Below are 21,755 nucleotides of genomic sequence, written 5' to 3'. Positions count from 1 at the left end.
TTGGAAAAATCTTTTCCCACCCCCACGCAGGCTTCAGCCGCGCGGAACCACGGTCACCCAATACCCCGTGCGATACACCACTGCGACAGGGAAGCTGCGTTCCAGGGCCCTGAGCGCGAGGTCGGTGTCGTCCAACGGGAAGGCGCCGGAAATGCGCAGGCCACTGATGCGCGGGTCGCACCTCAGCCAGCCGTGGCGGTAGCGCCCCAGCTCTTCCAGCAGCTCACCCAGTGGGCGGTCGATGGCAATCAGGCTGCCTTGTGCCCAGGCCCCCACCGCAGCGCTGTTGGCCTGCACGGGGGCGATATTCCCGGATGAAATACGGGTGTGCTGGCCGGCCTCCAGGCGCAAGGGGGCAGCCTGCCCCGGTACCGATATCTCGACCGCCTTTTCCAGCACCGCCACCTCGGTTCCGTTGCCCCAGCTGCTCACGCTGAAGCGCGTGCCCAGCGCCCGCACGGTGGCGTCGGCGCTGCGCACGCGGAAGGGTCTGCCGAGCCCATCGCTCGCGGTGCTCACCAGTACTTCGCCGGCACGCAGGAGAATCAGGCGCTGGTTGGCATCGAAGAGCACATCCACCGCACTGTCGGTGCCCAGTTGCATCTGGCTGCCGTCTGCCAGGGTGAAGTGGCGGCGCTCGCCAACGGCTGTCTTGTAGCCGGCGGTGTAGCGCTGGCGTGCGTCACTGTGCCAGCCCAGGGTGGCCAGGCCGCCCAGCGAGGCGAGTACGACTAAGCTGCGCAGCACCTGGCGCCGTGACTGCCCGGCCGAGGCCAGAGTGGCCGCCGCCAGGCGACCTGGCACACGGGCCATCTGCAGGTTTACCAATTCGATGCGCTGCCAGGCGAGCTGGTTGATCGGGTCGGCCGCCAACCAGCGCTGCCAGGCACGCTGATCACCGTCGCCCGGCGCCGCATTGGCCAGGCGTGCATACCAGCGGGCCGCTTCGCTGATGGCTTCTCGTTCATTGGGTTGCAGGGTGTCGCTCACAGGACGCCCGCCATGACCAGGCAGCAGTGCTCCATGGCCTTGGCCATGTACTTGTTCACCGTGCGTAGTGAGATTCCCAGTCGCTCGGCGATCTGCTGGTAGGTCAGCCCTTCGAGCTGGGAAAGGATGAAGGCCTGCCGGACCTTCTGTCCCAGTCCATCGAGCATCCGGTCGATTTCCAGCAGCGCTTCGAGCAGCAGGGCCTGTTCCTCGAGGGACGGCTGGACGGCTTCGGGAAGCAGCGCCAGCGCCTCCAGATAGGCGCGCTCCAGCGTGCGGCGGCGATACAGGTCGATGACCAGGCCTCGGGCGATGGTCTGCAGGTAGTGCCTGGGCTCGCGAATCGCCTCGGCGCTTCTGGCCATCAGTACACGCACGAAGGTGTCCTGCGCCAGGTCGGCCGCATCGGCGGAATCGTTGAGGCGCTTGCGCAGCCAGCCGCGCAACCAGCCATGATGGTCGCGGTAAAGCATCCCTACCGCCTGCAGCGACGAATCCCCCTGCATTGCAATCCCCTAAGAACAATTTGCAAACGACAATCGTTATCAAATATACGGGATGTGGGATTGCTTGAAAACTGCGGGTTGGCGATCGTCCTTTTCTGCCTGAAAGCGGCCTGATGCGAAGGGTTGCTTCAGGTCCCAAGCGGACCGGGCGCCCATGGACTCAGCCCGGGGACCGCCAATGCGAGTGCCGGCGCGCCATGGTCTGCATGGCCCGAGTCTCGCTCAGGGTTTGTCGCCCAGCCTGGCGAGCACGTTGGACGCCAGCACGACCACGCCTTCAGCCACAGGTACGGTCCCGACCAGCGCCAGCGCGACTGCCTGCGCATGAACGGGACGATACTTTCCGGGCATCAGCGGCGCCAGGAGCTTCGCGATGGGGATCGCGATCTGTTCACCCAGGCGCGGCGGTTGCTGCAGGCCTTCGCGGTAGTCCAGTAACAGCGAGGGTTGTGCGATCACCAGCGCTGCCAGTTCCATCGTCTTGAGGGCGTCCTCCAGCTCCCCCTTGATACGGTTGTAGAACACGGAGGACTTCCCGTCGGCCCCCACCGCGCTGACCAGCCCCACGCGCCGGGCGCCCGCCGCACATGCGGCCTTGGCCACGGCGAGATTGGCGTCCAGGTCGACAGCGCGGAATGCTGCCTGGCTGCCGGCGACCTTGATCGTGGTACCGAGCGCCAGATAGACCTCGTCAGTCTGTGGCAGCGCTGGCAAGCGGCTGAAATCGACGATGTGAACCTGAAGCTTGGGGTGGCTGAGGCTCAAGGGTCGACGACTCAGGGCATGCACCTCGCAGACAGAGCTGTCCGCCAGCAGCGCCTGGAGTATCTGGCCTCCCACCAGCCCCGTGGCGCCGGCCAGCAGCGCTTTGCGTTGATTGTCAGGTATGGACACGTTTGTGGTTCCTCAGCTCAGGCGCAGGGCATGTCGGGTGCTGTCGGGTGTCTGCCCGGTCCAGTCCTGATATGCACGGTAGAAGGAAATGGGATCTTCGACGAAGAGCAGGAGGGCTATCTCCCCCGCCCGACAAGGCGGCTTCCACAAATAGTGGCGCGCGAGACTTTCGCGAGCGGCATAGGCCAGGGCTCGAAAGCACTTACCTTCGCCCTCGGGATACCCCCGCAGAGTACGCTTGCTCATACCAAGTCGCACGGAGGTTTTTCGATGGTCGCGGTGTTGCCTGGCAATAACTCCAGCAGTACGACACGCACCTGCTCTGCCTGACAAGGTTGGAGCAGTGGCCGCACTGCTCAGCGGGCAGAGCGGTGCCTTCATCACCGGCAACGATTTCCCCATGGAAGGCGACGTCACTTCCTCCCACTGGTTCGGCGACCTGGCCCTCCAGTGATGGAGCCGGTCAGCCTGCCAGCTGTTTGGTCGAAAGCGGAGAGTCCGATGCTCCGCTGAGTCGTCGGGTGAGCGTGGAAGATTTGCGCTACCGCGTGCTTGCCTCTCTGCCTACCCATGAAGCCGAATGATCTGCGAGTGTCTTTTGTACGACTGTACAGAAACTTCTTGCGCACCTCGTGGCTCGCTGCTAATAATCTGTACGACTGTCCAAGTGCGCTCTGCGGAGAATGTCTTGGCGGCCACGTTGAGGTCAGAACAACTAACAGAAGACCGCAGGAGCAACTTCGCTTCAGGCCTGTACGGTCGTACAAAAATAAAGTGTCTTGCGAGGTGTGGGATGAAGGAAAAGCAACCTGGGGAGCCATCCTCCGGCGTGACTCGTCGTGACCTGGTGAAGGGAACGATGGGGTTGTTGTGGGCGGGCGTAATGCTTGGCGGCCTGCCGCTGCCGGCCTTCGCCGAGCCGAAGAAGGGTGGGCGGCTGGTGTTCGGCCTGGCGGGTGCATCGACCACCGACAGCCTCGATCCGGGCCTGGCCGAAGACGACTTCATGATGCTGCTGAGCCAGGCGCTGCGCGGCAACCTGGTGGAGATCGACAGCAGCGGCAACGCCATCCCCGAGCTGGCCGAGTCCTGGGAGTCCTCGCCGGACGCCAGAATCTGGACCTTCAAGCTGCGCAGCGGCGTGCAGTTCCACAACGGCAAATCCTTCGTCGCCGACGATGTGGTGGCGACGCTGGACTACCACCGCAAGGACGGCTCCAAGTCGCTCTCCAAGTCGATCGTTTCGCAGATCGATGAAGTGAAGGCAGTCGATGATTCGACGGTGCGCGTCAGCCTCAAGGGTGGCAATGCCGACTTCCCGGTGCTGATGAGCGACTACCACCTGAGCATCCTGCCGCGCGGCGCCGACGGTCAGGTGGACTGGCGCTCCGGCGTGGGTACCGGCGGCTACATGCTCAAGGAGTACAACCCCGGCGTACGTGCCTACGTGGTGCGCAATCCCAACTACTGGAAGCCCGGCCGGGCGCATGTCGAGGAAGCGGAGCTGATCGCCATCGCCGACTCCGTGGCGCGGCAGAACGCGTTGCTCACCGGCAAGGTCAACGTGATCAACCGCGTGGAGATCAAGACCCTGTCGATGCTGCAGCGCAGCAACAAGGTGAAGGTCGCCGAGGTCACCGGGCTCAACCACGCCACCATGCCGATGATCGCCAAGATCAGCCCGTTCCAGGACAACAACGTACGCCTGGCGCTCAAGTACGCAGTGGACCGTGAGCAGTGGGTGAAGTCGATCCTGCGCGGCCACGGCAGTGTCGGCAACGACCACCCCATCGGTCGCCAGCAGAAGTACTTCAACAGCGAGCTCGCCCAGCGCCAGTACGACCCGGACAAGGCGCGCTTCTACCTCAAGCAGGCGGGGCTGGACAGCCTGGACATCAGCATCAGCGCCGCCGACGCGGCCTTCGCCGGGGCGGTGGATGCCGGCGTGCTGTTCGAGGAAAGCGCGCGCAAGGCCGGCATCAACCTCAAGGTGGTGCGTGAATCCAACGACGGGTACTGGATCAACGTCTGGTCGAAGAAGCCGATGTGCATGTGCTACTGGACCGGTCGCGCCACCCCGGACTGGATCTTCAGCCAGATCTACGCCAGCGGTGCGTCCTGGGGCGACACCCAGTGGAACAACGAGCGTTTCGACAAGCTGATGTTGCAGGCCCGTTCCGAGCTCGATGAGTCCCGGCGCAAGGCCATCTACTGGGACATGCAGGCGATGCTGCGCGATGAGGGTTCCACCGTGGTACCGATGTTCATGAACCACATCATGGGCATGGGCAACGACGTGGTCACTTCCCCCACCGTCGCCGGCGACATGGCGCTGGACGGCATGCGCGCCATCGAGCGCTGGTCGCTGGCGTGAAGCGGGAGAACGGGATGAGCAACCTCGACTGGCACTCGGTATGCGCCGACGACACGCGCAGCCTGCGCAACGTCTTCGGCACCTTCATGACCGGCGTCACCATTGTCACCACTCGCGAGGCCGACGGCACGCCGCGCGGCTTCACCGCCAACTCCTTCACCTCGGTGTCGTTGAGCCCGGCGCTGGTGCTGGTGTGCATTGCGAAAAGCGCCGGCAGCGTGGCGGTGTTCAGCGCGGCCGAACGCTTCGCCATCAACATTCTCGGCGACTGGCAGCGCGAGCTGTCCAACCGTTTCGCCGGGCGCTCTGCAGACAAGTTCGACGGGGTCGAACTGTTGTCCAGCGAGGCCGATGTGCCGTGCCTGGCCGACAGCCTCAGCGTACTCAGTTGCCGGCGCCACAGCCTGGTGGAGGCGGGCGACCATGTGATCCTGATCGGCGAGGTGCAGCGCTACCGCAGCAGCGTGGGTAGCCCGCTGGGCTACTTTCGCGGCAGCTACATCGACTTCGCCGAAGGCGCCAAGGCCATCCAGGTCGAGCGCGGCAGTGCACTCAAGGTCGGTTGCCTGATCGCCCGCGACAACGGCGTGCTGCTGATCCGCGAGCCAGGCCAGGAGCACTGGAGCATCCCCGAGGTGTTCTGGCACGCCGGAGTGAGCCAGAAGGCGGTGATCGACGAAGTGTTCCGCCGGGTCGGCCTGGTGGGCGAGGTGTCGTTCATCTACTCGATGTTCGAGGAGGCGGGAGATGACTTTACCCGCCTGATTTTCCGCGCGGACGCCAGCGGCGAGCTGGCTCCGACCGCCAGCGCGGGGCGCGACGTACGTGTCTTCCGTGCTGAAGACGAGCCCTGGTTGCTGGTCCGCGGCGACTACTGCATCAGCATGCTTCACCGCTTCTTCAGCGAGCGGCAGGCCGACAGCTTCGGCATCTATTGCGACACCGCCGATGGCGGACGAATCGCCGGCATCGCGGGCAAGCCCGTGCATTGGCTGGACTGGAAACACTAAGACCACTGAGTGGACAACAACATGGAATTCAACCATTTCCTCAGCTCCTACCTGCCCGATCCGGACGCCTCCGGCAAACAGCTCTACGAGCACATGGTCGAGCAGGCCGTGGTGGCGGAAGAGGTCGGCTACGCCGGCATCTCCATCCCCGAACACCACCTGATCAATATCCTGCTGGTGCCGTCGCCGCTGCAGATGGCGGTGAAGATCGCTGCGGTTACCCGGCACATCGAACTGGTCACCTCCATCGCCGTGCTGCCGATTCGCGACATGCGGGTATTCGCCGGCGAAGTGGTGCAGGCCGATGCCCTGTGCGACGGGCGCCTGGTGCTGGGCGTGGGACGTGGCGCTTTCAAGTACGAGATAGAGATGCTCGGCGTGCCGATGAGCGAGACCCGCGAGCGCTTCGACGAATCCCTGGCGGTGCTGCAGGCCCTGCTGACGCGCAAGGAAGTGAGCTGGGACGGCAAGTACTACCAATTCGGCCCGCTGACCGTGATGCCGCGTCCTGAAAGGGAAATCCCGTTGGTGGTGGCGAGCATGGCACCCGACGGCATCCAGGCCTGCGCACGTGAGGGCTTCTCTGTGCAGACCACGCCACTGAGTGGCGATCACCAGATGCTGCTGGACCAGGTCAACGCCTTCCGCCGTGGCAATGCCGAGGCGAAAGTAAGATCCGCCCGGCGCGCACGGCTCTCGCTGCAGCGTGCGACCTATCTCGCCCGCGATGAAGCCGACGCCCGCGAGAAGCTGCAACTGGCCTACGAGTACTACCGCCGCTTCGACAACGTGTTCACCGGGCCGGGCATCGTCCATGGCGGCGGCATCGAAGCGCTACCGCGCCAGCAGTCCATCGAGGAGCTGGGCAAGAACCTGCTGATCTGCACCCGCGAGCAGATGATCGACCAGCTCTCCGCCTATGCCGAGGCCGGTATCGACGAAGTGATCATGACCGCCAACTTCGGCCAGTCCCAGGCGGACAGCCTCGACATGATGCGGCGCTTTGGCGAGCAGATCATTCCGCACTTCAGTTCCCGCACCACTCAACCCGCCATGACCAAGAGGACCGGCTGATGCCACTGCTGACCGTAGAACTCTTCCCCGGACGCACCCCCGAAAAGAAACGCGAGCTGATCCAGGCGCTGACCGATACCTACCTCCAGGTATGCGGCGGAAAGGCCCAGGCGGTCACCATCCTGCTCAAGGAGGTGGATCCGGCCGACTGGGGGGTAGGTGGTCGCAGCTATGCAGACATCATCGCTGAAAACAAAGCACAGAACTGAGGAGGCGAACGATGAGCAAGGCAATCGATTGCGCCTATGTGGTGGACGGGCAGGGGCCCGCCCTGGTGATGGTGCACGGCATCGGCGCGCGCAAGACCGGTTGGGACAAGGTCACCGAGGCGTTGAAGAACAGCTTCACCTGCATCCGCTATGACCTGCGCGGCCACGGCGACTCGCCGCTGCCCACTGAAGACTTCGGCCTGGACGAGCTGGTCGAGGATCTGGAAGCCCTGCGGGCACGGCTGGGCATCGAGCAGATGCACATCATCGGTCATTCCCTTGGCGGGATGATCGGGCCGGCCTATGCGCACAGGTATCCGCAGCACGTGCTGAGCATCGGGCTGCTGTCCACTGCGGCGTTCCGCTCGCCGCAGGACAGCGAGAACGTGCGCAAGGTCGTCCGTGCCATGGAAGAGAAAGGCATCGGCCCGGTGCTCGATACCTTGACCCAGCGCTGGTTCACCGAAGCCTTCTGCGAGGCGCATCCGGAAGTGATCGAGTGGCGCAAGCAGCAGGTAATGGCCACGCCGGCCAAGGTGTTCCTCAACGTCTTCCACATCTATGCGGAGACCGAGATGGCGCCCTGGCTGCATGAAGTCCGGCAGCCGTGCCTGGTGCTCACCGGTGAGTTCGATGGTGGCTGCAATCCCGGGCTCAACCAGCAGATCGCCGACGCCCTGCCGCACTCCGAACTGGTGGTACTGGCGGACCTCAAGCACGCCATCCTGATCGAAGCGAGCGACAAGGTGGTTCCGCACCTGAAAGCCTTCCTGACGAAAGCCTCGCAGTAACGCCTGCCGGTACGCGGAGGAGGGTGGGCACGACCCAACCCTCCCTGCAACTGCCCCAAAAACAGAAAAACAACAATGCCCAACCGATCAGCAGGTCGACGACATGGCTCTGATTTATCCCATTCTCTTGCGGCGCATCCTTCTCGGAGTCCTGACCCTGTTGGGCGTCTCCGCACTCATCTTCGCGGCAGTCCAGCTGCTGCCCGGCGACATGGCGCAAAAGCTGCTCGGCCAGTCTGCCACCCCCGAGGCACTGCACGCCCTGCGCCACGAGCTGGGGCTCGATCAGCCGGCGCTGACCCGCTACCTGAACTGGCTGCTGGGTAGCCTGAAGGGCGACTTCGGCACCTCGCTGTCCAACGGGCGGGCCGTGTCCGAACTGATCGGTCAGCGCCTGCTCAACACCCTGTTCCTGGCCGGCTACACGGCGCTGATCGCAGTGCCCCTGGCGCTGCTGTTGGGGCTGTTCGCGGCGCTCTACAAGGATTCGATCTACGACCGCGTGGTGAACATCATCTCGCTGGCGGCGGTGTCGCTGCCGGAGTTCTTCATCGGCTACATCCTGATCCTCTGGCTGGCGGTGAAGCACCCGCTGTTCCCTTCCATCGCGGACGTGCCGGCCTCGGCGAGCCTGCTGGAGCATCTGCAGGCGGCCTTCCTGCCGGCGCTGACGCTGACCCTGGTGATTACGGCGCACATGATGCGTATGACCCGTATCGCGGTGCTCGACCTGCTGCAGCTGCCCTATATCGAAATGGCCCGGCTCAAGGGCCTGTCGCGGCTGAAGATCGTCCTGCGCCACGCGCTGCCCAATGCCTGGGCGCCCATCGTCAATGTCATCGCGGTGAACCTGGCATACCTGATCACCGGCGTCGTGGTGGTCGAGGTGGTGTTCGTCTACCCCGGCCTCGGGCAGTTGATGGTGGACTCGGTGATCAAGCGCGACGTCATGGTCGTCCAGGCCTGCTGCTGCATCTTCGCGGTGGTCTACATCGGCATCAACCTGCTTGCCGACGTGCTGTCCATCGTCACCAACCCGCGCCTGCTGCACCGCAAGTGAGAACGACCCGATGAATGCCCTGACCGCAACCTTCAAACAGATGACCTGGACCGCCCGCATCGGCCTGCTGGTCATCCTTTTCTACACTTTCCTCGCGCTGTTCGGCCCGCTGGTGGCGCCCTTCGGCGAGACGGAAATCGTCGGCGGTGAATACGACCCCTGGGGTGCGCAGCACTGGCTGGGTACCGACGCCCTGGGGCGCGACATGCTCTCACGGGTGATCTTCGCCGCGCGCAACACCATCGGTATTGCACTGCTGTCCACCGCGCTGGCGTTCTTCATCGGCGGCACCCTGGGGCTGGTCGCCGCAGCGCTCGGTGGCTGGGTCGACAGCGCCCTGTCGCGCCTGGTCGATGTGCTGATGGCGGTGCCGCAGCTGATCTGCGCGCTGCTGTTGCTGACCATCTTCGGCACCAGCATCGCCAACCTGGTGTTCGTCATCGCCCTGGTCGATGCCACGCGGATCTTTCGCCTGGCCCGCTCGGTGTCGCTCAACGTGGTGGTCACCGACTACATGGAAGTCGCCCGCCTGCGCGGCGAGGGGCTGTTCTGGCTGGTCGCGGTGGAGCTCCTGCCCAACGTCCGCGCGCCACTGGTGGCGGAGTTCGGCCTGCGCTTCTGCTTCGTCTTCCTGACCATTTCCTCGCTGTCCTTCCTCGGCCTGGGCCTGCAACCGCCGCTGGCCGACTGGGGCAGCATGGTGCGCGAGAACGCCTCGCTGATCTCCTTCGGCGACCTCACCCCGCTGATTCCCGCCGCCGCCATCGGCGTGCTGGCGATCGCCGTCAACTTCGTCGCCGACTGGTTCCTCGCCCAACGGCGATGAACGTCCGCCCCGTACTGTTCGAGGAAACGCAACATGAGCGAACCCTTGCTGAAGATCACCGGCCTGCGCATTGAGGCCGGCGGCACTGACGGCTGGAGCGAGATCGTCCACGGTATAGACCTGCAGCTGCAGCGCGGCAAGATACTCGGCCTGGTCGGCGAGTCCGGCGCTGGCAAATCGACCATCGGCCTTGCTGCCATGGGTTATACGCGTGACGGCTGCCGCATCAGCGGCGGCGAGATCCTCTTCGACGGCATCGATATGCGGCAGGTGCCCGAGGCGCAGCACCGCGAGCTGCTCGGCGCGCGCATCGCCTATGTCGCGCAGTCCGCGGCGGCGAGCTTCAACCCGGCGCACCGGCTGATCGACCAGCACTGCGAGAGCGCCCTGGAACATGGCCTGGTCGCCCGCGAGCAGGCACGTCGGGATGCGGTGGAGCTGTACCGCAAGATTTCCCTGCCTGAGCCCGAGGCCATCGGCGAGCGTTACCCGCACCAGGTCTCCGGTGGCCAGCTGCAGCGAATCATGACGGCCATGGCGATGTCCTGCCGACCGGATCTGATCATCTTCGACGAGCCGACCACGGCGCTGGACGTCACCACGCAGATCGATGTGCTGCTGACCATCCGCGAGTTGGTCCGTGAGTTCCAGGTGGCTGCGATCTACATCTCCCACGACCTCGCCGTGGTGGCTCAGATGGCCGACGAGGTAATGGTGCTCAAGGACGGCCACATGGTGGAGCGCGGTGATAAGCGCCAGGTGATTGCCCAGCCGCAGGCGGACTACACCCGATCGCTGTGGGCGGTGCGCAACCTGGCGTGCGAGGCGCGCCCGCCGGTGGCCGACGACCAGCAGCCGCTGCTGGAGCTGCGCGGCATTCGCGCCGGTTATGGCAACAAGCAGGTGCTGGACGATGTATCGCTGACAGTCTTCCCTGGACGCACGCTGGCCATAGTCGGCGAGTCCGGTTCGGGCAAGTCGACCCTCGGGCGTTGCATCACCGGAGCCTTGCCCAGCCGCGAGGGCAGCATCCTGTTCCGCGGCGCGCCGCTTGCCGGTCACTACGCCAAGCGCAGCCGCGACGAACTGCGTGCGATCCAGATGATCTACCAGATGGCCGACACGGCACTCAATCCCCGGCACCGCGTCGGCGACATCGTCGGCCGGCCACTGCAGTTCTATGGTGGCCTGAGCGCTGCGCGGCGCGACGAGCGCACCCGTGAACTGCTTTCCGCCGTAGGGCTCGAGCCGGGCCGCTTCATGGCACGGCGCCCGGGAGAACTGTCCGGCGGACAGAAGCAGCGTGTCGGTATCGCCCGTGCCCTCGCGGCGGACCCGGCGGTGATCGTCTGCGACGAGATCACCAGTGCTCTCGACCAGCTGGTGGCAGAAGGCATCCTGCGCCTGATCGACGACCTCAAGCAGAGCCTGGGCGTCACCTACCTGTTCATCACCCACGACCTGTCGGTGGTGAAGTCCATCGCCGACGACGTACTGGTGCTCAAGGCCGGTCGCGTCGTCGATTTCGGCGAAAAACAGCGGGTGTTCACACCACCCTGCGACAGCTACGTCACGCGCCTGCTCGACAGCATGCCGCAGATGGACCCGGACTGGCTCGACGGCCTGTCCCAACGGGGAGTGGCCTGAACTTATTTTCGCTCAAGGAGCAAACCCATGACCGCAACAACACGACAGGACTGGAGCGAGCGCGCCGCCGCGCTCGCCATCGAGGGCCGTTGCTTTATCGATGGCAGCTACTGCGCCGCGCGGGACCTGCGCAGCTTCGACAAGAACAGCCCGCTGGACGGCCGTAAGCTGGCAGCTATCGCCCGTGGCAGCGCGGATGACATTGACCGTGCGGTAGCCGCCGCGCGCCGCGTATTCAGCGCCGGGCACTGGTCGCGCATGGCACCAGTACAGCGCAAACGTATCCTGATCCGCTTCGCCGATTTGCTGGAAAGCCATGCGCAGGAGTTGGCCCTGCTGGAAACCCTCGACATGGGCAAACCAATCGCCCATGCCCTGGCCACCGACGTGCCCGGCGCGGCCAACGCCATCCGCTGGTCCGCTGAAGCCATCGACAAGGTCTATGGCGAGGTTGCCGCCACCGCCGAGGACCAGCTGGGGCTGGTCACCCGCGAAGCGGTGGGTGTGGTCGGGGTGATTGTGCCCTGGAACTTCCCGCTGCTGATGGCTAGCTGGAAGCTCGGTCCTGCGCTGGCCTGCGGCAACTCGGTAGTGCTCAAGCCGTCCGAGCGTTCGCCGCTGACAGCCATCCGCATCGCTGCGCTGGCCTGTGAGGCTGGCATTCCCGAGGGCGTGCTGAACGTGGTGCCTGGCTTCGGCGCCGAGGCCGGTGATGCGCTGTCGCGGCACATGGATGTGGATGCCATCGCCTTCACCGGCTCGACCGGTGTGGCCAAGCGGCTGATGGTCGCATCCGGGCAGTCCAACCTCAAGCGCGTATGGACCGAGGCCGGCGGCAAGAGCCCGAATATCGTCTTCGCCGACGCCCCCGACCTGAGCGCCGCTGCCACCAGCGCCGCCTCCGCCATCGCCTACAACCAGGGCCAGGTCTGCACCGCCGGCTCGCGGTTACTGGTGCAGGAGTCGGTGCGCGAAGAGTTCCTCGAGCACCTGCGCGTGGCCCTCGCCACCTGGGCGCCGAACGATGCGCTGGACCCGGCCAGCCGTTATGGCGCGATGGTCGATGCGCAGCATCTGGAATCAGTGCAGGGCTATATCGCCAGCGGCCTGGAGGAGGGTGCCCGGCTGGTGGCCGGCACTGGCGAAGGCAAGGGTTGCTACCTGGCGCCGGTGGTCTTCGATGGCGTACGCAACGACATGCGCATTGCCCGCGAGGAAATCTTCGGTGCCGTGCTCTCGGTGATTTCCTTCGGGAATACCGAAGAGGCGGTGGCCATCGCCAACGACACACCCTATGGCCTGGCGGCGGCCCTGTGGACATCCAGCCTGTCGCGTGCTCATCAGGTCGCTCGTGCATTGCGGGCCGGCTCGGTATGGGTCAACCAGTACTCTGGCGGCGACATGACGGCGCCTTTCGGCGGCTTCAAGCAATCAGGCAACGGGCGAGATCGCTCGCTGCACGCTTTCGACAAGTACACTGAGCTCAAGGCGACCTGGATAAGGCTCTGAGCGAACTAACTTTTGACCATCACGGACGCGGGGCGGAATAATCCGCCCCGAATTGCCAAATCTGGAATCGGCACGCCATGGCGCAAGAGAAAGCGGCGCAACAGAAAGCGAAGAAAATCTACGACCCTGAACTGCGCCGCGAGGAAATCATCAAGGCGGCCTTTCTCTGCCTGAGCGAGGAGGGCTACGCCAAGCTTTCCGCGCGCAAGGTCGCGGCGCGCGCCGAGATGGCGCTGGGGCACATCAGCTACCACTTCAAGGACATGAACGAGCTGCTCGTGGAGGCCTACAAATACGCCTCGCATCAGCTCTACGAGGCCACCCGCGCGGGGTTGGTGGCCGAGCCTCGCACCTCGATGGTTCAGCTCGAAGTGTTCCTGCGCAGCGGCTTCACCGCCACCTTCCTGGATCGCAGCTACCTGTCGGTGCGTATCGACCTGTGGTCCGCGTCGCTGTTCCAGGAAGACATTGCCGACACCGAGCGCAAGCTTTACGCCATCTACCGTGAACGCCTGGTGGAGATCCTGCGCAGGATCGCCGAAGAGCGCGAGGTGGGCGCCGAGCGCATCGAAAAGGCTGCCGACGCCATCATGGCCATGCTCGACGGCCTCTGGCTGGACTGGCAGCGCCGACGGAACATGAAGGCCATCGAGCACGGCATCAGCGCCTGTCTCGACCTGGTCGCGTTCTACATGCCCGATAGTGCTCGGTAATCCTGGCCTAACGGTACCGAATCGTCTCACTCCAGTGGTGCTCCACTTTTAATCCGCTTCGGCGGGTTTTTTGGACCTACGCAAATCATTGAAGGTCAGCTTTCAACTGTTGAGTCAATCGGTCGACGCCAGCCCGATCTAATTTCGCGGAGAGGAAACCTTTTCTGCGGCCATGGGCTGATAAAGAGCTGCGAGAGACTTGGCTTCGGCGCTCATGTGACCGGCGATATCGAGAAAGCGATAGGCCAGGTCGCAAGCCGGCGCGTGTCGCCCCAGTTCCAGCAGCAGTTCGGAGGCCATTTCGTCATTGAAGGAGGCGCTGCGGATGATGCGCAGCATTTCCTGATAGTTGAAGTTCATGGTGAGCTTCCTCCAAGGAGATGAGTCGCCGGGGCCGAAGCCCCGGCGTGGGTTTCAGAAAAGCTTGAGGAAGTTGATGTAGAACCTGGGGGCTTTTCCGTTATCGTCATCGAGCTCTTTCGCCGAGACCGAGCGGGTGAGCGGGAAGGCGATTTCCGGCGAGACATAGGTGTCCTTGAAGACGTTCAGGTGCGCACCAATGCCGGTGGAGGAAAGGCTTTCCGTACTCACCCAGCTGGGGTCTTCGCTCCAGACCTTGCCGAAGTCCCAGAAGGCGTAGTACTGGGTCGGCACTGCGTAGTCCTTGAAGGTGTGGATGTGGTTGTACTGCAGCTCGGTCTTTACGGCGAAGCCGCTGTCACCGGTGATCTCGGATGGGTCATAACTGCGCCCGAACTCGCTGCCGCCCACCCCGAACTGTTCGGGACTGAGCAACGCCTGGCCGAAGGAGGTCTGTGCCGTGGCAGCGACGTAGAGGTTCAGGCCGTCCATCACCTTCGACAGGTCCTGCAGGCGCTGGGCGTCCAGCTGGAGCTTGGTGAAATCGGTCTGGCCATCTTCGCGCGAGGGGTTGAGCCGGCTCTCGCTGCTCGCTCCCATGATCGCCAGCCCCTTGCTGATCTCGCCCTTGACCAGGTTCTTGCCGCCGTAGGCATCGAACCAGTCGTAGCTGGCCCCCAGCCGCAGCGCCCGGATACGGTCCTCGCTGGAGGGCGGCAGATCCTTGTCGTCCAGGTACTCGGAGGTGCCGTTGTAGTAGGTGAAGGCCGCGGAGGTCTTGAATGTCTCATCGCGCTGGCGAATCCACGGACGGGTAATGCGCACCGCGAAGGTATCGCCGGAGCTGTTGGCATTGAGGAAGGAATAGGTGTCGGCGTGGCCATCGTTGTGCTGGGCCAGGAAGCTGACGACATCGCCCCGGCTGCCGACCGGCAGCTCGTACTGGCCTTCGAAGAAGGTCATCTTGTTGCCTTCGATCGACTTGCCGGCGCGGACGCCCAGATGGTCCCCGTGCCCGGTGAGATCATTCACGCCGACGCCACCGTATACCTGCCACGGGCCGAAGTAGCGGCTGTCACGGTTGTCGAAGCCGAAGAAGCCTTCGTATTTGCGCAGGGCATTCTCGACGATCAGATCGGTGCCACTTTCTACAGGCGATGCCTGCAGGGTGCCGCGGCTATCGTTGCCGGACACATCATTCATCAGCAGCAGATTGCGCTCGATGGTCTTGCTGGTGGGGGGAATCTCCTGGCGAATATTGTCCGCATAGCGCTCCAGCGCCTTGTTGCTGGGTCCGCTGAAGGTGACCTGATTGACCTTGCCTTCGAAGACCTGGAGTACCAGGTTGCCGCCTTCCAGTCGTTGCGCCGGCACGATGGTCTTGGCCAGCAGGAAGCCTGCCTGGCGATAGCGGGCGGTGATGGTATCGGCAACGGCATGGACTTCGGCCAGGTTGACCGAGTGACCTTCCAGGCGTTTGAGCACCGCATCGAAGGTGCCGGGAGGATAGCTGCTGGCCCCAACCAGGGTCACTTTGCTCACTGGGAACCGGGCACTGGGAAACGCTTGGAGCTCCTGCGGTTCGGGTTCGGGAGTAACCACGGTGTCTGGTAATTCAAGGGTGCCAGGCATCTCGGTAGGCGAGGTACGCACGCCGGCCTTGTCGGGCATTTCTACCCGGCCGGGATTGAGTTGGCCCAAGGGGGCAGCTTGTAGCTGGGAGGCCAGCAGGAAGGCGGAGACGACGGCGATGGCCAGGCGGCTGAGCGAAGCAGGATGCGATTTCATGATCATTTACCTCCCTTGCCGGGAGCCTGCAGGTCATGCGGGATCACACTGCGGTTCCAGTCGGGAACGATGAGCTTGCCGTCCTTGAACAGGCTGTTGGCGTAGGTGAGGACGTCGCGCAGGTCCGGCGTGGTGCTCTGCTTGTCGCCATAGGAGCGGGGCTTGCAGATCAGCTGGACGGAATAGGTGCGGGCGACGGCCGGCGAGACGGTGTAGTTGGCAGAGACGGCACTGGGGGATTCCAGGGCGTCGCAGCGCGTGTTGCCGGGGGACTGAGCGGTGATCGGCAAAGCGATCGGGGCCGCATCGGGCACCGGCGGCGGATCAACCGGAGCCAGCGGACCGCTGATGGTCAGGGTGCCGTCGCGGAATACCACGGTGTAGTTGCTGCCGGCCTCGAACGCGGTGCCCTGGCCAATGGCATAGCCGCCCACCACTTCGCCGGGGGCTCGGCTCAAAGTGCCTTTGGCGATATCGGCGCTGTCACCATTCTTCAGGCCGCTGATCTGATGGGTCAGTTGCGGATCGGCCTGCCCCTGCGTCTTCGACTTGTCGTCCGCACTGACCACCAGCTGCGCCGGAGTTATCTGCAGATTGCCGTCCGTGAACACCAGGGTGTAGTTGCCGCTGGACAGCGCCAGGTTGCCCTGGCCGATGGCGTAGCCCTGCGGACGGACGTTCTCACCGGACTCGCGCAGCAGGGCACCGCCGTTGAGCACGCCATTGGCGTTATCACCGTTCTTCAGGCCACTTACGGAGTAAGAGAGGGCTGGGTCGGCATCGCCATAGACCTTGCTCTGGTCGTGTGCCGTTACCTCCAGTTGGGCCGGGGTGATGTGCAGCAGATTGCCTTCGTAGCTGATCCGGTAGTTGCTCGACCGGCTGCTGACGCCACCCTGATGAATGTCGTAACTGCCAACATTCTTGCCCGTGGTGCGGGCCAGGTTTCCGCTGACCAGGTCGGATGCGTTCTCGCCGAGCTTCTGGCCGCTGACCTGGTAGGACAAGGCAGGGTCCTGGTCGCCGTAGACCTTGGACTTCTCGTCAGCCTTGACCTTGAGCTCCGCCTGCTCGACGGTCAGCTTGCCCTGGTTGTCTTCGATCTTGTAGCGCCCCTGGGAGCGCTCATCGGCAGCGATCTTGTTGATGATGTCGTAACCACCGGGTGTCACGTCGCTGGTGGCGGTGGCTGTTGTGGTCGGATCACTGACCTGGATGCCGCTGCGGCCCAGTTGCTGGCTCACGTAGTCGTCGACGCCCTTGATCGCCTGGGCGTTGCTGTCGTGTGTGGTGGTCTGGGTCAGCGCCGGATTGGCGTCGCCGTACTCGCGGGACTTGTCGTCGGCGGTGACGCTGACCGTGGCTTGGGCGGCGTTATTGAGGATCACTCCTGGCTCAGCGGTCTTGTCGACCGTTTCGTAGAAGTGGACGCGGCCGCGTTCGAGTGCCTGTTCGCCCGGAGCGAGCGAAGGGCCGTTGCCGTCGGCCTTCTGCAGCCAGGGCGTGTCGTTGATCAGGTTGGAGATCAGCGCATCGAGGGAGTCGACCTTGGTGCCGAGGTTGACCACCAGTTGTTGGCTCCTGCCATCCTGGGTGTTGTGCTGGATTTCCTTCGGATCGGTAGCGCCCTGGATCACCGAGTACGACTCGACGCCCCAGCCGTGATCGTGCAGCGTGGAGACCACCTGCAGGCCACCATTGGCGCCGAAGGCAAAACCGACTGGCAGCGAGGCGGTGCTCTGGCTGCCATCGGTATCGATGCGGATGACATGAGTCAGCGTGGCGTCAGCGGCATCGGGTGTGAGTTTCCAGGTGACACCGGCGGGGTCCTTGAAGGTCAGGCCGCTGACCAGGTAGTCGGAGCTGTCGAGGTAGTTCAGTAGCACGGCCGGGTCGATTTCCCGATAGCCACCCTGGCCGTCGGGCGTGACATAGCCGGTGGCTTCGAAGACCAGGTAGTCGAAGGACGAGCCGTCCTGGGTCTTCAACGTCACCGAGCGAGTACTGGCGCCCCAGCTCTGCGAGGGGTCGGCGACGACATCCTGGTAGCCGCGGTACACCAGTTGCTGGGCCGTCACGCCGGTCAGGGTTTCGCCGGAGTAGGGGGCGGTGACGCTACCGGTGGTGGTGGTGCCGCTGGCATTGGTCTGGTTGAAGCGGAACAGACCGTTGCTGGCTTTGCCCGCCAGGGTGCCGGCGTAGTTGAGGTTGCTCTCCATGCGGACGCTGGCGCCCTCCAGGGCGACCTGTTTGCCCATCAACGCGGTGCCTTCCTGCTGGATGATCGAGGCGACGTTGGAAGTGCGCAGCCAGGCGATGCCGTTGCCCACATCGATGATGGCGCGCTGGCTGTAATCCGCCCCGGTGTTGTTCAGGCGGATGTCGCCGGTGGCAGCGATGAACAGGTTGCCGTCCTTGAGCAGGATCGGCGCATTGATGTAGACCGAGCCGCTGTCGCTGCTCAGGTCGGCGCCTTCGTAGGATTTGCCCTGCACCGGGTTGCCGGTGGCGATCAGCGCCAGTGTGCTGGACTGGCCGTTGCCGTCCTGGCCGATGTTGGTGGCGACGATGGCGCTGTTGACGTTGATGCGCTGGCTCGCCGAGACCTCGACATTGCCGCTGGCCAGGCCGTTGACGATGGCGCTGGCGGCGACGTTCCACAGGTCTGCGGTGCTGGGACCGCTGGCCGCACCATTGGTCACGCCCGTACCGGAGTCGGCCTGGGCGTCGCTGACGATATTCACCGTCTCCGGATCGAGCAGCCAGGTGCCTTTGCTGGCGCCGCTGGTATCGACCCTGGCATCGCTGGTTACTCGCAGCTGCTTGCCTGAGGTTTCCACCACGCCGCCCTGGCGCTGGCCTTTGGCGCTGGCGTTTCCGGCGAAGTGGGTGTTGCCGTCGCTCCAGACCACGACCTGGCCACCTGCCGTGTGGCCGTCAGCACTCAGTTGGGCTCCCTTTGCGACGGTGGTGTTCTGCGCGCGTTGTTCGTTGCCCTTGCCCTGGTAGCTGCCGCCGACCAGAACCTTGCCGCCAGCGCCATCGTTACCGGAGGCGTCGATCTTCGCGGTGCCGGCGACATTCACTTCATCGCCCTGCGCCTTCACGGTGCCGCCATTGGCCCCTCTGGCACTGAGGGAACCGCTGACGTTGGTTTGTGCCGCATTGCCCAGAACGATGGTGCCGCCGTCGCTGCTCACCGAGTTGGCGGCGACACTGCCGGAGACGTTGATGACCGAGTCCAGGTGTTGGGCCGCACGCGCGGCGCTCATGGCGACGACGCCATTGCCGACGTCGATCTCGCCGCTATGAGTGATGCCACCGGTGACATCGCCATTGACGCTGGAAGCGTCTCCAGGCTCGCCATGGATGCCGATGCTCAGCAGCCCATCGCCGTGGAAGTCCAGCGTGGCCTTGGGCCCGGTAGCCAATTGCACGGTGCCTTTCTTCGCCTGAATGACACCCGCATTGTTCACCTGGGCGCCGAGCAGGGCGACCATGCCGTTGTCATGGACGGTGATCCGCCCCTGGTTGGTGACGTTGCCGGTCAGCTGGATATCCAGCTTGCCGGTCTGGGCAAATTGCTTGGCCTGCTCCTCGGTGAGGAAGCCGGCGCTGGCCACCAGCGCGCTAGATGAAATGCGCGCGTTGGGACCGATCATCACGCCATGGGGGTTGACCAGGATCAGTTGGCCATTGGAGGTGACCGCACCGTAGATCTTCGACGGATCGGCGCCGACGACGCGGTTGAGGGTGACGGACTTGCCGTCGGGCTGGTTGAAGGTGATGCGCTGGTCGGGGCCAACGTTGAAGCTCTGCCAATTAATCGCAGTTCGGGCGCTGGACGTGTTCACGTCCATGCTGTTGCCCCGTTGGGTGATGGTCGCCTGGCCGCCTATTACCTGGCCTCCTTGAGGTAGGTTATCGGCAAAAGCCAGCAATGGAGCAGTAGCGTTCCCCGTCGTAAGCGCGATGGCAATTACGATGCTCTTCAGTCGAAGGGACGGATGAGGACTCCCGTGTACCGGCAGTGTGGTCATGGCAAAACTCCCAGGAAAAAGGCTCTGGGAGAAATGATTCGCCTATGAGGCGCCGGGCATAAGCGTGCGTTTCTGAATTGCCTTGTAGTGCGAACCTGATTTTCAGCGTTGCGCAGACACCGTTGCGAACGTCATGCAGGCAAGCGCATTGAAGTCGTTAGCTTCAGAAGCTTCGACTTCGAAGGTTCCATTGAATCTTAGGCAAAGCTCGGTCGCTAAGGTCAGGTAAATGACGGGGTGGGGATTGATCGATGGCTCTAGCGTGGCTCTAAAGTTCAGACGCCATTGCAATGTTGCCGGGTGGGGTTCAAAAAAAACTGCAGTGATTTTCACGTTGGTGGCATTGGTTTTGAACAGGTGCAGAAGGACCGCCTTGAGCAGAGCCGCATAGCGATCGCTATCGACCCAGGCCATCGGCTCACCAGGTGCAGCACGGAATTGATAGCCGAGTGCTGCGCTGGCTGAATTCCTCGATAGCATCTCCATCGTCAGCGTATTCAGGTTTTGAGGATAGGGGTTCAAAACCACGCCATCCTCTTCAAAGCGTGTCATTTCGCCGACCAGAGTGACGTGCTCGACGATGGATTGGAGTAGAGGGCTGACTACCTCTCTGAGGCTGTCAGAACCTTCATGTTTAATCACTTTTAACGCCAGGCCTGCCTCATTGCTGACTAGCGTTTGCTGCTCAAGCAGATAGGCGCCCCGACGCTTTCTCACCGTTTTGAGGGACGAAACCTCATCTCGCAGTGATTGGATGATCATGTCTTCTTCTTCCAAGTCGATGGAAGAACACAACATGCCTATCAAAGTTCCTGAGGAGTCCAGGACAGGGCATCCGCTGTGTCGGAGCACCTTTCGGCGCCCATTCACATAGATCGTCACCACCATCATGTAGGGTGCCTTGTTGGTCACGGCGGACTCGAAGGTGGTTCGGTAGTAGTCCAGATGCTCGGTATCGATCACGCCCAAATCACGTTGTAGCGAATTGAGCGCTGTGTGCTTGGCGATTCCCAGCAGTTCCATGAATGCACTATTCGCCGCCTGGATCCGACCATCCGGTGCACGCATGCAAATGGGATGAGGCACTGCATCGAGAAGTGCGTTGAATTGAAGATCCAGCGTCGACGCCATCCCATCGAATGTCGGGTCAGCATCCTTTCGTTCAATAAGCCCTCGTTTGCCTGCTACTTGAAGCAGCTCGACCAGCGACTTGGCACCTATTTTCTCCAGCAGCCGACTCTTATAGGTACTTACCGTTCGATCGCTGAGCGCCATCTCATCGGCAATCTGCTTAACCCGATACCCATCTGCCAGGTAGTGGAGCACCATGATCTCGCGAGAGGTGAGCTGATCCAGAGGAGAAACTGCTGCCGCTGTCTCGATATGAAGAACCCTGGTCCTGAAATAGCTGCGACCGGCCAGAACGTTGGTTACAGCGTCGAGCAGAGTCGCAATTGAATCAGAGGCCGAGACAAAGCCAGCGGCGCCCGCAGCAAGGCAGAGATGCTCATAGACGCTTGAAGGTAGCGAAGTGAAAACCAGCGCGCGCGAGGGAGCCTTGCTCGCTTGCAGGCGTTTTATGACATCCAGGCCGCCGAGGCGAGGCACATCGATTTCAGTGATCAATAGATCGGGAGAAGATCCCCGGGCAAGCTCCAGCCCCTCCAAACCGTTTTTCGCGATTGAAAGGACGTCATGGCCCGCCTTCTGCAGCACCGCTTCTATCCCGTGGGCAGTTATCGGGTGAGAATGAATAATCAGTACGGTAGACATTATTAAGCCGCTCGCAGCTCATAAAGAGTCTTGGAAGAGTAGACCCGGAGCACGAGGGAGCCAGACGCTAGCCTGATTGAGTAGACAGTCCGCTTCCGACCTATAGCGGACGTCTAGTGCCTACTTTTCAGATCAATTCGATTCGGTGCAAGTAACGCAAGCCTCTAAACACAACGCCGTACGATATGATT

Annotated in this window: 17 protein-coding genes; 10 read left to right on the top strand and 7 right to left on the bottom strand. The window is 63.2% G+C overall.

Going from position 1 to position 21,755, the window contains the following annotated elements; translation table 11 throughout:
* Positions 1–33: 33 nt before the first annotated feature.
* The 3 genes from FAS41_RS09485 to FAS41_RS09475 form a co-directional block, all read right to left on the bottom strand.
* A complete protein-coding gene (locus FAS41_RS09485) occupies positions 34–990 on the bottom strand; it encodes a FecR domain-containing protein (RefSeq protein WP_246084852.1) in 957 nt (318 codons plus the stop codon).
* Positions 987–1,496 (bottom strand): sigma-70 family RNA polymerase sigma factor, encoded by a 510-nt coding sequence (locus FAS41_RS09480; protein ID WP_138521564.1) that lies wholly within the window; start codon positions 1,494–1,496, stop codon positions 987–989. Before FAS41_RS09480 ends, FAS41_RS09485 begins: the two co-directional genes overlap by 4 nt.
* Positions 1,497–1,718: 222 nt before the next feature.
* Complete coding sequence (locus FAS41_RS09475) at positions 1,719–2,384, bottom strand: NAD(P)H-binding protein (RefSeq protein WP_218939109.1); 666 nt, start codon at positions 2,382–2,384, stop codon at positions 1,719–1,721.
* Between the two features lie 835 nt (positions 2,385–3,219).
* Between FAS41_RS09475 and FAS41_RS09465 the strand changes: the two genes are divergently transcribed.
* The 10 genes from FAS41_RS09465 (at position 3,220) to FAS41_RS09420 (ending at position 13,603) form a co-directional block, all read left to right on the top strand.
* Positions 3,220–4,764 carry an ABC transporter substrate-binding protein gene (locus FAS41_RS09465; protein WP_246084851.1) on the top strand — a complete coding sequence of 515 codons (1,545 nt, stop codon included), beginning with the start codon at positions 3,220–3,222 and terminating at the stop codon, positions 4,762–4,764.
* Positions 4,765–4,778: 14 nt separating this feature from the next.
* Positions 4,779–5,774 carry a flavin reductase gene (locus tag FAS41_RS09460; protein ID WP_138521558.1) on the top strand — a complete coding sequence of 332 codons (996 nt, stop codon included), beginning with the start codon at positions 4,779–4,781 and terminating at the stop codon, positions 5,772–5,774.
* A 21-nt stretch (positions 5,775–5,795) separates the two neighbouring features.
* The gene (locus FAS41_RS09455) at positions 5,796–6,848 is read left to right on the top strand and encodes an LLM class flavin-dependent oxidoreductase (protein ID WP_138521556.1); all 1,053 of its coding nucleotides are present in this window, start codon (positions 5,796–5,798) and stop codon (positions 6,846–6,848) included.
* Positions 6,848–7,057, top strand: a complete 210-nt coding sequence (locus tag FAS41_RS09450; protein WP_138521554.1) for a tautomerase family protein — start codon at positions 6,848–6,850, stop codon at positions 7,055–7,057. The genes FAS41_RS09455 and FAS41_RS09450 overlap by 1 nt, the downstream gene beginning before the upstream one ends.
* An 11-nt stretch (positions 7,058–7,068) precedes the next feature.
* Positions 7,069–7,848, top strand: coding sequence for an alpha/beta fold hydrolase (locus FAS41_RS09445; RefSeq protein ID WP_138521552.1), 780 nt, complete (start codon positions 7,069–7,071; stop codon positions 7,846–7,848).
* Positions 7,849–7,951: 103 nt separating this feature from the next.
* Positions 7,952–8,908, top strand: coding sequence for an ABC transporter permease (locus tag FAS41_RS09440; RefSeq protein ID WP_138521550.1), 957 nt, complete (start codon positions 7,952–7,954; stop codon positions 8,906–8,908).
* A gap of 10 nt (positions 8,909–8,918) precedes the next feature.
* The gene (locus FAS41_RS09435) at positions 8,919–9,734 is read left to right on the top strand and encodes an ABC transporter permease (RefSeq protein WP_138521548.1); all 816 of its coding nucleotides are present in this window, start codon (positions 8,919–8,921) and stop codon (positions 9,732–9,734) included.
* Positions 9,735–9,767: 33 nt separating this feature from the next.
* Positions 9,768–11,381 carry an ABC transporter ATP-binding protein gene (locus FAS41_RS09430; protein WP_138521546.1) on the top strand — a complete coding sequence of 538 codons (1,614 nt, stop codon included), beginning with the start codon at positions 9,768–9,770 and terminating at the stop codon, positions 11,379–11,381.
* A gap of 27 nt (positions 11,382–11,408) precedes the next feature.
* On the top strand, positions 11,409–12,890 hold the full coding sequence (locus FAS41_RS09425) for an aldehyde dehydrogenase (RefSeq protein WP_138521544.1): 1,482 nt from the start codon (positions 11,409–11,411) through the stop codon (positions 12,888–12,890).
* 77 nt (positions 12,891–12,967) lie between these two features.
* Positions 12,968–13,603, top strand: coding sequence for a TetR/AcrR family transcriptional regulator (locus FAS41_RS09420; RefSeq protein WP_138521542.1), 636 nt, complete (start codon positions 12,968–12,970; stop codon positions 13,601–13,603).
* A 138-nt stretch (positions 13,604–13,741) separates the two neighbouring features.
* Here FAS41_RS09420 and FAS41_RS09415 read toward each other — a convergent pair whose 3' ends face one another.
* The 4 genes from FAS41_RS09415 to FAS41_RS09400 all read right to left on the bottom strand — a co-directional run bounded on the left by FAS41_RS09415 (position 13,742) and on the right by FAS41_RS09400 (position 21,564).
* The gene (locus FAS41_RS09415; protein ID WP_138521540.1) at positions 13,742–13,963 is read right to left on the bottom strand and encodes a hypothetical protein; all 222 of its coding nucleotides are present in this window, start codon (positions 13,961–13,963) and stop codon (positions 13,742–13,744) included.
* A 54-nt stretch (positions 13,964–14,017) separates the two neighbouring features.
* Positions 14,018–15,751 (bottom strand): ShlB/FhaC/HecB family hemolysin secretion/activation protein, encoded by a 1,734-nt coding sequence (locus FAS41_RS09410; RefSeq protein ID WP_138521538.1) that lies wholly within the window; start codon positions 15,749–15,751, stop codon positions 14,018–14,020.
* A gap of 2 nt (positions 15,752–15,753) precedes the next feature.
* A complete protein-coding gene (locus FAS41_RS09405) occupies positions 15,754–19,791 on the bottom strand; it encodes an MBG domain-containing protein (protein WP_138521536.1) in 4,038 nt (1,345 codons plus the stop codon).
* A gap of 102 nt (positions 19,792–19,893) precedes the next feature.
* Positions 19,894–21,564: a LuxR C-terminal-related transcriptional regulator gene (locus FAS41_RS09400; protein ID WP_138521534.1), complete on the bottom strand. Its 1,671-nt coding sequence runs from the start codon at positions 21,562–21,564 to the stop codon at positions 19,894–19,896.
* Positions 21,565–21,755 lie beyond the last annotated feature (191 nt).

It is taken from the genome of Pseudomonas nicosulfuronedens (assembly GCF_005877905.1).
GTDB classification, from domain to species: Bacteria; Pseudomonadota; Gammaproteobacteria; order Pseudomonadales; family Pseudomonadaceae; genus Pseudomonas; species Pseudomonas nicosulfuronedens.
This window is presented reverse-complemented; position numbering and strand designations above follow the sequence as displayed.